Here is a 15,180-nt window from a genome sequence, read left to right as displayed (position 1 = left end):
GTAGAAAATGAAAATATTTATCGTTGGAAGTACCGGACGTGTAGGTAAAAGTTTGCTTAAATCTCTCTCAACAACGGACCATCAAATCTATGCTGGAGCAAGAAAAGTTGAGCAAGTTCCTCAATATAATAATGTAAAAGCGGTTCATTTTGATGTTGATTGGACACCAGAGGAAATGGCCAAACAATTACATGGAATGGATGCTATTATTAATGTTTCAGGCTCAGGTGGAAAAAGTTTATTGAAAGTTGACTTATATGGGGCTGTCAAACTCATGCAGGCAGCTGAGAAAGCAGAAGTTAAACGATTTATCTTACTAAGTACGATTTTTTCTCTTCAACCAGAAAAATGGATTGGTACCGGCTTTGATGCATTAAAAGATTATTATATTGCTAAACATTTTGCTGATTTATATCTTACTAAAGAAACAAATTTAGATTATACAATCATTCAACCTGGAGCATTAACAGAGGAAGAGGCAACAGGATTGATTGATATTAATGATGAGGTTTCTGCAAGTAACACGATAGGAGATGTGGCAGATACTATCAAAGAATTAGTGATGACCGATCATTCAATTGGAAAAGTCATTTCAATGCACAATGGAAAAACGGCGATTAAAGAAGCTCTTGAAAGTCTTTAAACTTTTCTTAACATTTAAAAGATACTTAAAAATTTAAGTATCTTTTTTGATTACAGTAAAAAATTGACAGGAGAGTCTGTAATATTTTATAATTTTAATGACGCTTAAAAGAAAGCGCTAAACAATAAATTGTCAATGTCCGCGATTTATTCAAAAAAATTTAAGGAGTTTTATGGACACAAAAAAAATTAGATGGTTTACCGTCGCATTCATTGCCTTTAACATGGTTTGGGGGATGGGGAATGTTGTTAATAACTTTGCCCAACAAGGAATTACTGTTGTTACCTCATGGCTGTTAATTTTGGCTTTGTACTTTATTCCCTATGCACTTATTGTTGGTCAACTGGGTTCAACTTTTAAAGATAGTAAAGGTGGGGTCAGTTCATGGGTTGAAAATACCAGTACAAAACGCTTGGCTTATTATGCCGCATGGACTTATTGGGTAGTTCACATTCCTTATTTGGCTCAAAAACCACAAGCGATTTTGATTGCTTTTGGTTGGGTGGGTCAAGGAAACGGAAATCTGGTTAATCAGATGTCAATGACCGCTGTTGCTCTGGCTTCCTTAGCAATTTTTTTAGCTTTCTTATGGTTGTCAACAAAAGGGTTAAACACTCTGAAAGTGATTGGAGGACTTGCGGGAACAGCAATGTTTGTTATGAGTTTACTTTTCATTGTCATGGCGATTGGAGCACCTTTTATCGCAAAAGATTTCCACATTGCAACGCCTGACATGGGAAATATTAAAACTTATATCCCTAAATTTGACTTCAGTTATTTCACAACTATCTCAATGCTGGTTTTTGCTGTCGGTGGTGCTGAAAAAATTTCTCCTTATGTTAATCAAACGAAAAACCCAGCAAAAGAATTTCCAAGAGGGATGTTTTTACTTGCTGGAATGGTTGGTATCTGTGCCGTCTTAGGTTCGATTGCCATGGGAATGATCTTCTCAAGCGGTAATTTACCAAATGACTTGATGGCTAATGGTGCATATGCAGCATTCCAAATTTTAGGTCAACACTTTGGTGTCGGAAACTTTTTAATGATTGTTTATGCTTTAACTAACGGTGTAGGACAAATTGCTGCCTTAGCTTTCTCTATTGATGCGCCGTTACGCATTTTACTTGCTGATGCTGACCCAGAATTCGTTCCAGCATGGTTGCGTAAAAAAACGAACAAAGGAACGCTTAAAAATGGTTATACATTAACAGGGATTCTTGTTAGTATCATTATTCTTTTACCGTTACTTGGAATCGGAGATATGAACGAATTGGTCAAATGGTTGACTAATTTAAATTCAGTTGTAATGCCAATGCGTTATCTTTGGGTCTTCTTTGCCTTCATTATGTTAAATCGGGCAGTAAAACATTTTCAATCTGAATATAAATTTATCAAACAAAAACGTCTAGCCATGATTGCTGGTGCTTGGTGTTTCCTCTTTACACTCATCGCCTGCGTGTTAGGGATGGTTCCAAAATTGGACTATGCTGCTAATCCATCTGCATGGTGGTTCCAACTTGCATCGAATATTTTGACACCAATTGTTTTAATTTTACTTGGTATGCTTTTACCTTTCATTGCCCGTCGTGAACAACGCAAAACAAATGGTCTTGATTTAAATTCGCTCAATGTGGAATAAAGCCAGATTATCCCTGATTTTTTCAGGGTTTTTTGATGTTTTTTTTTAGAATAAAACAAAAGGATAAGTATTCTTAAAAATATCTAAGGATTAATTGTAAAAACTAGTCTATATCTATGAGAAAAGCTGACTTTTCGTGTGAAATTTGGTATAATATAGTTAATCTGTTTGTCAATTGGGGCAAACTCTTCCGAAAGCAAGAAAGGAAAGTAAAATTTCATTTTAATGAGATTTTACAAGGCAAACATGCAAGACAAAAATGTTATCAATGTCAATTTAGTTGAGGAGATGAAGACGTCATTTCGTGACTATGCAATGTCAGTTATCGTTGCACGGGCACTTCCTGATGTACGTGATGGTTTAAAACCCGTTCACCGTCGTATTCTCTACGGAATGAATGAACTTGGAAATACTCCAGATAAACCACATAAAAAATCGGCACGTATTGTCGGTGAAGTTATGGGTAAATATCACCCACACGGAGACAGTTCAATCTATGAAGCAATGGTACGTATGGCTCAATGGTGGTCTTATCGTCATATGCTTGCTGACGGACACGGTAACTTTGGTTCAATGGACGGTGACGGTGCCGCAGCGATGCGTTATACCGAAGCTCGTTTAAGTAAAATTGCCATGGAAATGTTGCGTGATATCAACAAAAATACCGTTGATTTCATGGACAATTTCGATGGTACTGAACGTGAACCGCTCGTTTTACCTGCTCGTTTTCCAAACCTTTTAGTTAATGGAACCACAGGGATTGCCGTTGGGATGGCAACAAACATTCCACCACATAATCTGGGTGAAACAATTGATGCAGTAGATATGCTCATGGAAAATCCAGAAGCATCAGTTACTGATTTAATGTCTGTGATTCCTGGACCTGACTTCCCAACAGGGGCTTTGGTTATGGGTAAATCTGGTATTCGCCGTGCTTATGAAACTGGTAAAGGTTCAATTACATTACGTGCAAAAACCCACATTGAAGAAATGGCTGGTGGGAAAGAACGTATTGTTGTGACTGAACTACCATATATGGTCAATAAAGCGCGTTTGGTTGAACATATTGTTCGTTTAAACCATGAAAAACGAATTGAAGGATTGACTGCGGTTCGTGATGAATCCAACCGTGAAGGAATTCGCGTGGTTATCGAAGTTCGTCGTGACTTATCAGCACACGTTATCTTAAATAATCTGTTCAAACTAACAAGTTTGCAAACTTCATTTGGTTTCAATATGTTGGCTATCGAAAAAGGAATTCCTAAAATTCTTTCTTTGAAAGAAATCTTAGTTGATTATATTGAACATCAAATAGAAGTTGTTGAACGTCGTACAGCCTTTGATAAAGCACGTGCAGAAGCACGCGCACATATCTTGGAAGGTTTACGTATCGCTCTTGATAATATTGACCGTATCATTACAATTATCCGTGAATCACAAACGGATGCCATTGCACAAAAAACAATGATGGATGAATTCCTCCTCTCTGAAAAACAATCGCAAGCTATTCTTGATATGCGTTTGCGTCGTTTGACCGGATTGGAACGTGATAAAATTGAGGCAGAATATCAAGATTTGGTCGCTTTGATTGCTGACTTAGCCGATATTTTGGCAAAACCTGAACGAGTTAAGAAAATTATTCGTGAAGAATTAGAAGAAGTTAAACGTAAATTTGCTGACAAACGTCGAACAGAATTGTTAGTTGGTGAAGTTCTTACTCTTGAAGATGAAGATTTGATTGAGGAAGAAGATGTATTGATTACTTTATCAAATAAAGGATATATCAAACGTCTAGCTAATGACGAATTCCGTGCCCAAAATCGTGGTGGACGTGGTGTTCAAGGAATGGGAATGTCTGGTGATGACTTTGTTCAACATTTGGTATCTACATCAACACATGATCATTTACTCTTCTTTACAAATCTTGGGCGTGTTTACCGAATGAAAGGATATGAAATTCCTGAATACGGTCGGACAGCAAAAGGATTGCCAATTGTCAATCTCCTCAAGCTTGATGACGGTGAAAAAATTGCAACAATCATCAATGTTGACCGTGACCAAGCGGCGAAATATCTCTTCTTCACAACACGTAACGGAATTGTTAAACGAACTTCAACCAGTCAATTTAGCAATATTCGGACAAATGGTTTGAAGGCTTTGAAACTCCGAGATGGTGATGAACTGATTAATGTGCTTAGAACTTCGGGTGAAGATGAGGTGATTATCGGAACTCATTTGGGATACTCAGTTCGCTTTAAAGGTGCAGTTGTTCGTGATATGGGACGTGCAGCAGCCGGTGTTAAAGGGGTTAACCTCAGAGAAGGCGACTATGTTGTCGGAACTTCACGAATTGATGACAGTCAAGAAGTCCTTGTTATCTCAGAAAATGGTCTTGGTAAACGAACTCAGGCTTCGGAATATCCAACAAAAGGCCGTGGTGGTAAAGGGATGAAAGTCATGAATGTCACAGAAAGAACTGGTAAATTAGCTGGTTTAACTGCTGTCAATGGTGACGAAGATTTGATGGTTATTACAGATACAGGGGTTATTATCCGTACAAATGTGGCTAACATTTCTCAAACTGGTCGAGCTGCCCAAGGGGTTAAAGTAATGCGACTTGATGATGAAGCACAAATTGTAACTTTTGCACTTGTAGATCCAGTCATTGAAGATGAAGAAGTTGATGCGCCAGAACTTACTGATGAAACAATTTCTACTGACAATAACGAAGAATAATTGAAAAGAAAGTCTGCCAGTTACTGACAGACTTTCTGACTGAATAAGATGGTGCTGACAGCTCTGTCAGTAAAAATTAAATGAAAAAAATAATAATTTGGGTTCTAGCAACACTTAGTTTAATCAGCTTAAGTGCTTGCGCTAATGGAAAATCTAGTCAAAAAGATAATCGTAATTTATTAACGTCACCAATTAATAAAGACGTGACGACAATGGGAACTTACATTAAAGTCACTGTTTATGACAAAGGAAAAGAAGCTGCAGTAGAAAAGGCTCTAAAACTTCCTGTTGAATACAATAATTTAACAACCGTTAATCAATCAGGTTCACAAATTGATGAGATTAACCAAAATGCAGGAATTAAACCTATCAAGGTGAATTCAAATGTATATGAATTGGTTAAAGCTGGTTATAACTATTCAGCTAAAGATTTAGGTTATGATATTACAATTGGTTCACTGACAAGTCTTTGGAACATTGGAATGGATAACGCTAGAAAGCCTGCTCAATCAGAAATTGATCAAGTTTTGCCTTTAATTAATTATCATGACATAAAATTTAATGATAAAAATGAAACAATTTATCTGACACAAAAAGGCGCTCGTTTGGACTTGGGTTCCATTGTCAAAGGGTTTGTTGCCATGAAAATGGTTGATTCACTCAAAAAAGATGGTGTTACCACAGGGATTGTCAACTTGGGTTCTAGTTCGATTTATGTGATTGGTCATTCACCGAGAGGTGCTGACAGTCCGTGGACAATCGGAATTAAGAATCCAAATGATCCAACTGGGACTCAAATGGGGATTATTAAAGCTTCTAATGAGCACGTCAATACTTCAGGAATTTACGAGAGATATTTAGAAGTTGATGGGCATAAATACAGTCATATTTTAAATCCTAAGACAGGCTATCCTTTTGAGAATGATATTGCCAGTATCACCTTGTTAATTTCAGGAAAAGATAAGACCAATGGTGATGGTTTGTCAACAATGATATACGCTATGGGAACTAAAAAAGGTTACGAATACGTTGAAAAGTTGAAAAACGTTGAGGCTGTATTTGTTGATAAAGATAATAAGGTTTATATCACACCTGGACTGAAAGACAAATTCCAGCTTTCAGATAAAAAAACATTTGAAGTTGGTAATATTACAAACTTAAAATAATTGTTTAAATCTTGCTATACGCAAGATTTTTTTGTAAAACAATTAAAACTTTTGACTCAGAACTTAAAGCATGATACAATGAATAAAAAGAGTACACAAAAAGACAAGGTGGGTAAAATGGCAGAGCGTAAAAAAACTAAAAGAAGAAAATATAACTGGCTGTTAAATACGTTTATTGTTCTTCTATTTATAGTAGGGTTAGTCTTAATTTTTAATAAGCCAATTCGTAACATGTTGATTGCAACAAATAGTAATAAATATCAACTTCATAATGTTTCACAAGAAAAGATAGAAAAAAACAAAAAAGCTGATGTGAGTTTTGATTTTGCTGCGGTAAAATCAGTAGATTTTCAATCAGTCCTTACCAACCAGTTTAATAGTCAACCTCTACCTGTAATTGGTGGTATTGCAATTCCCGAATTAAATATCAATCTTCCTATCTTTAAAGGGGTTGGAAATACTTCACTTTTATATGGAGCGGGAACAATGAAAGCTGACGAAGTCATGGGTGAAGGCAACTATAGTTTGGCTGGTCATAATATGACTGGATTTACTTCTGACTTATCTATCTTATTCACTCCGTTAGAGAAAGCAAAAGCAGGAATGACAATTTATGTGACTGATAAAGATAATATTTATCAGTATAAAATTGATAAGATTGATGTAGTGACGCCAGAACATGTTGAAGTAATCAATGATAGTCCAGGTAAAAAAGAAATCACTTTAGTAACCTGTGCTGATGCTGAGGCAACTCATCGAATCATTGTACATGGAACTTTTGTAGATAAGACATCTTACGATAAAGCAACTGATACCATGAAAAATGCATTTGAAACCAAATATAATCAAATTAAAAATTTCTGATTTAAGAAATCTAAATCAAAAAGTTCCGTGAAACTCACGGGACTTTTTTTATTTCAAAGTAATTGATTAAAAATGAGAATAGGAGTATAATTCTATTGTAAAATAAAGTAAAAAAAGTAATTCAAATAACATATTGTGAATGAAGATATATTTTACAAAATTATAGTTCAAATCGTAAAAGCAAATGCAACAGTCATCATAAATTAAACAAAAGGGAAAAACAAAATGAATGAAGAATTATATAATTTTTTACTGGGGAAAATATTTTATTTTTGTCAATTGCCAAGCTATACAAAATGGGGAATCTGGTCATTTGAACCTGACGGTAAGATAAAAGGAATGCATAGTGACTTTGAACAAACATGGAAAATTGAAAATGGGCGGCTATTAATTTTAGATAGTCAAGGGCACGTCACTTGTATTTTTGAAGGTCAGATAGAAAAAATGCAAAAAAGTCATTTGCTTCGTCCAGGAATGGAACATTTTCAAGTTGCTTTGATTGCTACTGATTTAATCGGTTATGATTATTTTGATAGCCTTTGCCCGATTGAAAATGATTTAGTTGCAGCATGTATGGAAACAGGGTCAGTGGCAAATGAAAAACTACGTCAGCTTCTTTTAGAAGATAAAACCATTGACGGTTATTATGCCGGTCGGGCTTATGCTGTTAAGAGAAAAGATTTAGAAATTGGATTAAAGCAATATAAAGGAGTTTTTTATGATTTAGAGCTTTCGCAAAACCAGCCTGATTTTTTTACTAAAAAACTTTTGGTTTGGTTCCCAGGACTATTGAGCTACAATCACGGGAATGCTCGGGAAAACTTCTTTCCTAATCCTTTTGAAGGAATTACAGGCTCTATTGCTAAAAATACAGTGGTATTAAGAATTGCCGATAGTAATTTAATTAATGGTTCTTATTATCTCAACACTCCCAATTTTAGAGATTATGAACAAAATATTCAGGAATTAATCGCAAAAACAGCCGAAGAAGAAGGGATACTTAGGGAGAATATACTATGTGCTGGTTCTTCCCGCGGGGGTATGGGTGCACTTTATCATGGATTACTTGGAAATTATGCACTTGTATCAATGGATCCTGTCGTAGATCGTAGTCCCTGGTTGCAATCTGCTGATGTTCAATTAATGTTTGATTGTATTCCTGTTTCATTCGTAGATAAGCTCAATCAATTATTGGAAAAAACAAATTTATCAGCTGAAAAAATACAAGTAATAACAAACCCTCAAGTTCCGATTACTTATCCATTTATTATTCAATTAAAAACTTGGAAGTTAGCACTTAAAACTTATCGTATGAAGTTGGCAGATGAACAATTTGATTATCAGCCCTATGGTGGGAAAATGCATGGAGATTTTGTAAATCGTAATATCCCCCTGCTCTTGATGAAAATTAATGAATTTCTTTATGGATGCGATTCAATAGAGAATACGATAGATGAAAAAACCTTGTAAATAATCAAGGTTTTTGATTATCCTCCAAATATAAAAATGGATGAAAAATTATTGAAAAAATGATATGATAACGACATATATTAATTATTTTTGGATAAAAGTTATTTGATAGAAGGAAGTTATGAAAAATAAAAAATCAGCTAAAGTTAAGCAAGATAAGGTAAAACAAAGATTAAAACGAGTAAAACCATGGCAGGATAAGTCTGCAAAACTTCTCGGGCATTTATTACAATTTGCCTCAATTTATGCTTTAATAGTTGGGATTGTCGGCTGGTTGATGCCTCCTGTTCAAAAACTATTATCTGGTTTCCTCTATCTTTTTGCCCTTCCTACCGATTTTAGTATTTTTAATGCAATTGTTCTATTTATTTTAGCAAGCTCAATTCGACACCGGAGAAGATTGGCACTTTGGATAGAAATTATCTATTTCCAATTAGCTTTTGTTGCATTTGGTCTTATTTTCTTATTGGCCTATTTCTTTGGACTTGTGACCAAAGAAGCACTTGATATGTCACAATTTTCTATCTTCTCACTTTTATTTGTTATTCTGGGAGTAGTTGTTTCTCTTGCGACAGCTGTATTAATGATTTTATCTCGAAATGCCTTCCCAACAAAAATTGTGAATGGCACTTGGTGGAAAGGTATAATTATTGCGGCTGTAGGATTTGTCTGCTCTATTATTGGCGGAGTAATCGTTTCATTTTTAACTTTCCATGGTTCTGTATCCTTAGCTCAAAGAATTGCTTACGTTTTTAGAGAATCTGTCAGTGATTTCCGTTACCTTCTTCCTTTTGGTCAGGAAATTTTCCCGTACAGCTCTGGAAATAATATTTGGGTCAGTACTACGATTTCAGTCATAATGCTTCTTGGTTTTATCAGCGCATTTCTCATTTTTACGCGCTCTACTCAAAAAGAACTTTCGGCAAATGCGAAACAAGAACTAGCAATCCGTCAGCTAATTCTAGATTATGGTGATAATGACTCGCTTGCTTACTTTGCGACTCGCAGAGATAAAAAAGCTATCTTTTCTAAAAATAAAAAAGCTGCCATCACTTATCATCTTTTTGGAGATGTTTTGTTAGCCAGCGGCGACCCAATCGGAGATGAAAAATCATGGAAAAGTGCGGGAGAAGCATTTCTCAACCTTGCACGAGCACAGGGCTGGACACCAGGCGTTATTGGCTCCTCTGAAGCAGGAGCAAAAATGTATGCTCAATTAGGGCTGAACGCAACTGTATTCGGGGATGAAGCGGTCGTTATCGTTCGTGACTTTTCTATTGAAAATCCAGCCATGCATGATGTTGCACAAGTTATGCGTCGTGCAAAAAGAGAAAACTATCAAGTCAAGATTCGTCGCCAGGCTGAAATTCCTGCTACAGAACTTAGTGATTTAACCAAATTAACAGAACAATGGCGAAATGGTGATGAACGTGGTTATTCAATGGCTTCAAGTCGATTTGGTGATCCAACAGACCAACAAATAATGATTGTAACAGCATCCGATGCTGCTGGAAAAGTTCAAGGAATTTTATCCTTTGTTCCGGTGGGGTCAGATAAACTGTCGCTTGATACGATGAGACGTTCTCCTGAGGCAATGAATGGAGCTGTCACTTTCATGATTAGCAGTTTGATAGAAGCAGCTAAAGAAAAAGAGATAAGCGAAATTAGTTTAAACTTTGCAGCAGCACGGCAATTCTTCATTAACGGAGAAACATTGCAAGCCAATGCCTTAGATAAAGCGGCACGAACTGTAATGAAATTCTTTTCGCGTTGGTACCAATTGGAATCACTTTATCGTTCAAATGATATTTACTTGCCAGAATGGCGAACTCGTTATATTTGTTATGATAATGGCGGTTCTCTTACTTCAGTTCTTTTTGCAATTGGCCAAGCTGAAGGATTTGTTCCGACGAATATCTTTTCTAAAATCAAAAGTTTCTTTTCACGAGATTATGACCCTAGAACAGAAAATCGCTGGTGGAAAAAATCAGATTTCATCAAAAAGGTTCATCGACTTGAAGAAAATAAACGATTGGAATTATTGAATGAAGCTGGTCATGATGACAGTTATCTAAAGAAATTAAAGGATCTTAGAGAAAATGGCATTCCACCATTTAGTCTTCCCGATAGCGAAACTGAATCAGTAGAAACCCTTAGAAATAAATTTGAATCAGTTGATGAATTTGATGAAAAAGAATATAGCATTCATGGGAAGTTAATTAGTTTGCGTGGCCGAGGCGCAATGCAATTTGCAGATTTGGCAGATAATCAAGCAAAAATTCAATTGGTTATAAAACGTGACACTCTTAATGAATATGCTGAATTAGAAAATCGTTTAGAAAATTTTGCAATATGGAAAAAAGATGTGACCGTTGGTGATAGAGTACTTGTTAAAGGAACGCTGATGCGCACGCAAACAGGTGAATTGAGTCTACGGGTTAACTCATGGAAAATGCTTTCTAAAACACTAAGAGAACTGACAGATATCGAAAAAATAGACCATACAAAATTTATTGAACGGACAGAATATTTATCAAGAATTAGAAGAGATTTGCTATCAAACAGATTTGTTGAAGTAGATAAGCAGGATTATTTGGCATTGGCTGCGGGATATGATAAGGTATTTTCTATTCAGAATTCAAAAGTAACAGTTTTATGGGCTTATCAATCAATTGAATCCTTAAAGAACCTTCTTAGTAATCTACTTGAAGATGAAGTTCTAATGGATTTATCAGAAGTTTTTCCAGACCCTGAAGCTAATGAAGATGCTTTGCCAGAGTTAAAAAGAGCGCTCAGTTATGGTTTGCCTGCTTTTGCAATGGCAGAGTTCTATTTACCAACTGAAGCAGCTGATTTAGGAGTAGATTCAGAAAATGAAAAAAAGTAATTACTTAATCATTATTGCTATTTGTGCTGCCTTATTGTACAATGCTTGGATTCTTGCATTTTGGTTAAATCCAACTGTAGTTAACTCAAGTCTTTTGAGTGGACTTTCTGCACTTGATCAACCTTATCATCAATTATTCACCTTAACAGATATTCTTTTCGCTTGTTTTTCTTTGATACTTGCGTGGGGACTTTTTAAACAAAATGAAAGAGAAGACAAACGTCTTCTCATAATTTTTCTTTCGATTGCGGGATTTGGTGCAGCAACAGGCTTAGCTACACTTTTTCCTTATGCTGATATTGCTCACAGTGAGGGAATTCCTAATCCTCTTAAAGCACCTGAAGTCTTTTTACATGACGGATTAAGTGTTTTAGCCTTATTATTTATTCTTACAGGAGTGATTTTTTCACTTTTAGTTTATCGAAATAAATTTGTTTTCCTTTTGGCCATTGCTTTTGTAATTACAACTTTGCTTTCTTTCATTGCGGGTGCAATTCCTCAGTTAGTAGGTCCTCTCGGTCAACAGATTAATGGGGTGCTTGGTGGTATATGGTTAGTCTTTATTTGTTGGAGAGTTCTGAACGGCACTTCAAAAGAAGTTCGTAAGGAGAACTGACCGTACGCACGGGTGATAATTTAAGGAGTAGTCTAGCAGAAATAAAGCCAAAAAAAGCCGCAAATAGATGACCCATATCCCAAATACTATGTTCAACGAATAACGGAAGTAAGATAAATAGTCCTAAAATTATAAGTCCAATATAAAACATTCGTTTTCTCATTATAAGGATGGCAGCAGCGCAACCAGCAACTAAAATATATGAAACACCAACATCAGTTGCCATTGCTAAAGAACTGGGAGCACGTCCGCTATTTATTGCCCAAAGTTCAAGAAAAATAGTAGTGAGACTGGCTAAAATATGACCAGACAATGTGATGACGATCATTCTTGGTGAACCATATTTTCGTTCTGCCCAAGCAATAACGGTCCAAAAAAGGACAACATAAATGAGGAGACCTGCTCCGTTATCCGCAACCCAAAAAGCACTATCAAAAAAAGTAGAGATTGGTTTATCAGAAACTCTGGCTATACTTGTTGAAGAATGGTTCGTTAGAATGTTAATTAAGTGTTGCGGTGCAGTTCTTTGAACTAGCGTAAAAGCGCAAAAAATGGCGGTATAGGTAAATGTTGCAGGGGCTGACTGAAGCCATTTTGAAAGAAAATGAGTATAGACAGATAATTTTCGAACCTCATCGTGTATTTTACGAGAAAAATGAGCTAAAAATTTTAAAAAATACCAAGTACAACATAAAATTAATACAGTTGATAAAAAAATCATAATTTATTCCTTTTCTTTTTATTATACCATTAAAGCTTATGGAGGGGTTAGCATATTTATTAGGCTTAGACCATAAAAATAGAAGATTATAAGAGGCTCGCATTAAGTGATTTACTTATGATATAATTAATAATGATTTGCAGCTAGGAGAATAAAATGAATCCACTATTACAAGGAATGAACGAAAAACAAGCAGAAGCGGTCCAAACTACAGAAGGGCCTTTATTGATTATGGCAGGAGCTGGTTCGGGTAAGACTCGTGTCTTAACTCATCGAATTGCTTACTTAATTGATGAAAAAATGGTTAATCCTTGGAATATTTTAGCGATTACCTTTACAAATAAAGCAGCAAAAGAAATGCGGGAGCGTGCTTTATCACTTACTCCAAGAGCACAAGATACATTAATTGCGACCTTTCACTCAATGTGTGTACGAATTTTAAGGCGTGATGCTGACCATATTGGTTATAATCGTAATTTTACAATTATAGATCCAGGGGACCAAAAATCGTTGATGAAACGAATTTTGAAAGAAGCTAATTTAGATCCTAAAAAATGGGAACCCAAAGGGCTTTTAAATGCGATTTCAAATGCTAAAAATGATTTATTAGATGAATCAGCTTATGAAGCTCAAACAAGCGCTAGACATCCATATGAAATGGTTGTTGCGCGTGTTTATAAGATTTACCAAAAAGAATTACGAAAAGCAGAATCAATGGATTTTGACGATTTAATCATGCAGACGTTGCGCCTTTTTGATGAAAACCCAGATGTCCTTTCTTACTATCAAGGAAAATTTCAATATATTCATGTTGATGAGTATCAAGATACCAACCATGCACAATATCAGTTGGTTAAACTTTTAGCCAGTCGTTTTCAAAATATCTGTGTCGTTGGGGATGCTGACCAATCAATCTATGGTTGGCGCGGAGCAGATATGCAAAATATCTTAGACTTTGAAAAAGATTATCCAAAAGCTAAAGTTGTTTTGCTTGAAGAAAATTACCGCTCAACAAAAACAATTCTTGATGCGGCAAACAATGTTATAAAAAATAATTTAAAACGTCGACCAAAAGAACTCTGGACGCAAAATGATGCTGGAGATAAGATTGTTTATTTCCGCGCTGGAAATGAACAAGAAGAAGCAAATAAGGTTTCTGAAATTATCACATCAGGCATTCGTTCCGGACGTTCTTACGCTGACTATGCTGTGCTTTATCGGACTAATGCTCAGTCTCGGACAATTGAAGATTCTTTTGTTAAATCTAATATTCCCTATACAATGGTTGCGGGAACTAAATTCTACTCACGTAAGGAAATTCGTGATGTTATTGCTTACTTAAATGTAGTAGCAAATCCAGCAGATAATATGAGTTTTGAACGAATTGTTAATGAACCTAAACGAGGAGTCGGTCCGGGGGCATTAGAAAAATTACGTCGTTTTGCTGACAGTCGTGGACTTTCTTTAGCAGATTCAAGTTTTGATATTATGTTATCCGATATTCGTGGAAAAGCGGCTGGTGAGATTTACAATTTGGCAATGGCCTTTGATTTGTTGAGAACCCATAGTGAAAGTTCAACAATCACAGAATTAGTTGAAGAAATGTTAGAGCGTACTGGCTATGTCAAAGCTTTGCAAATGATGCCAAGTATCGAAAATCAAGCACGAATTGAAAATATTGAAGAATTCTTGTCAGTAACTAAAGGGTTTGATGAAAAATCAGAAATTCCTCTAGATGAAGAAACGGGAGAGCCAATTGTTGAAACTGGCTTAGATAAGTTGAGCCGTTTCCTTAACGAAGTTAGTTTGCTTTCTGAAACAGATGCTTATGAGGAAGAATCTGACCAAGTAACAATGATGACCCTGCATGCGGCAAAAGGTTTGGAATTTCCAATTGTTTTCTTAATTGGAATGGAAGAAAACATTTTTCCTTTATCACGGGTAAATGAAGATATTGATGAGTTGGAAGAAGAACGTCGTTTGGCTTATGTTGGAATTACACGGGCAGAAGAAACGCTCTACTTAATGAATGCCAATCAACGTGTGCTTTATGGTAAAACGAATTATAATCGTCCCAGCCGTTTTATTTCGGAAATTGATGATGAATTACTAGAATATGCTGGTATTGCTCGTAAAGCAAATTCAAGCTTCAATGCTTCTTATAAATCTGGTGGTTTTGCCAGTGGGATATCGATGTCAGATGCGCTTCATCAAAGAAAAGCAGTCATTAATCCAACTGCAGCTCAAGCGACGATTAATAATTCTGAAACAGAAGATTGGCAAATTGGCGATACAGCGATTCACCGTAAATGGGGCGAAGGTATGGTATTAGGGATTTCTGGTTCTGGTAAAAATATGGAACTCAAGATTAATTTCCCAGAAGTCGGAATGAAACGTTTATTAGCAGCAATGGCTCCAATTGAGAAAAAATAGAAAAA

Annotated in this window: 10 protein-coding genes; 9 read left to right on the top strand and 1 reads right to left on the bottom strand. The window is 35.8% G+C overall.

The window, feature by feature from the left end:
* Positions 1-7 precede the first annotated feature (7 nt).
* The 8 genes from HFD15_RS06080 (at position 8) to HFD15_RS06045 (ending at position 12,021) form a co-directional block, all read left to right on the top strand.
* Positions 8-643, top strand: a complete 636-nt coding sequence (locus tag HFD15_RS06080; RefSeq protein WP_021722504.1) for an SDR family oxidoreductase — start codon at positions 8-10, stop codon at positions 641-643.
* Between the two features lie 172 nt (positions 644-815).
* On the top strand, positions 816-2,282 hold the full coding sequence (locus HFD15_RS06075) for an APC family permease (RefSeq protein ID WP_012897722.1): 1,467 nt from the start codon (positions 816-818) through the stop codon (positions 2,280-2,282).
* A gap of 246 nt (positions 2,283-2,528) precedes the next feature.
* Positions 2,529-5,018: a DNA gyrase subunit A gene (gyrA, locus tag HFD15_RS06070; RefSeq protein ID WP_058208422.1), complete on the top strand. Its 2,490-nt coding sequence runs from the start codon at positions 2,529-2,531 to the stop codon at positions 5,016-5,018.
* Between the two features lie 80 nt (positions 5,019-5,098).
* Complete coding sequence (locus HFD15_RS06065; RefSeq protein WP_058208423.1) at positions 5,099-6,184, top strand: FAD:protein FMN transferase; 1,086 nt, start codon at positions 5,099-5,101, stop codon at positions 6,182-6,184.
* A 117-nt stretch (positions 6,185-6,301) separates the two neighbouring features.
* A complete protein-coding gene (locus HFD15_RS06060) occupies positions 6,302-7,048 on the top strand; it encodes a class A sortase (protein WP_167593435.1) in 747 nt (248 codons plus the stop codon).
* 225 nt (positions 7,049-7,273) lie between these two features.
* The gene (locus HFD15_RS06055; RefSeq protein WP_058208425.1) at positions 7,274-8,518 is read left to right on the top strand and encodes an XcbB/CpsF family capsular polysaccharide biosynthesis protein; all 1,245 of its coding nucleotides are present in this window, start codon (positions 7,274-7,276) and stop codon (positions 8,516-8,518) included.
* 121 nt (positions 8,519-8,639) lie between these two features.
* Positions 8,640-11,405 (top strand): phosphatidylglycerol lysyltransferase domain-containing protein, encoded by a 2,766-nt coding sequence (locus HFD15_RS06050; RefSeq protein ID WP_058225066.1) that lies wholly within the window; start codon positions 8,640-8,642, stop codon positions 11,403-11,405.
* On the top strand, positions 11,392-12,021 hold the full coding sequence (locus HFD15_RS06045; protein ID WP_167593434.1) for a DUF998 domain-containing protein: 630 nt from the start codon (positions 11,392-11,394) through the stop codon (positions 12,019-12,021). Before HFD15_RS06050 ends, HFD15_RS06045 begins: the two co-directional genes overlap by 14 nt.
* Here the strand turns inward: HFD15_RS06045 and HFD15_RS06040 are convergent.
* On the bottom strand, positions 11,966-12,742 hold the full coding sequence (locus HFD15_RS06040) for a rhomboid-like protein (protein WP_010905769.1): 777 nt from the start codon (positions 12,740-12,742) through the stop codon (positions 11,966-11,968). The two genes, HFD15_RS06045 and HFD15_RS06040, sit on opposite strands and share 56 nt — an antisense overlap.
* Positions 12,743-12,898: 156 nt before the next feature.
* Between HFD15_RS06040 and pcrA the strand changes: the two genes are divergently transcribed.
* Complete coding sequence (gene pcrA, locus HFD15_RS06035) at positions 12,899-15,175, top strand: DNA helicase PcrA (RefSeq protein WP_003132060.1); 2,277 nt, start codon at positions 12,899-12,901, stop codon at positions 15,173-15,175.
* Positions 15,176-15,180 lie beyond the last annotated feature (5 nt).

This window comes from Lactococcus sp. EKM203L, assembly GCF_011800585.1.
GTDB lineage: Bacteria > Bacillota > Bacilli > Lactobacillales > Streptococcaceae > Lactococcus > Lactococcus lactis.
The sequence above is the reverse complement of the archived record's forward strand: the minus strand, read 5'-3'. Positions and strand labels throughout refer to the sequence as shown.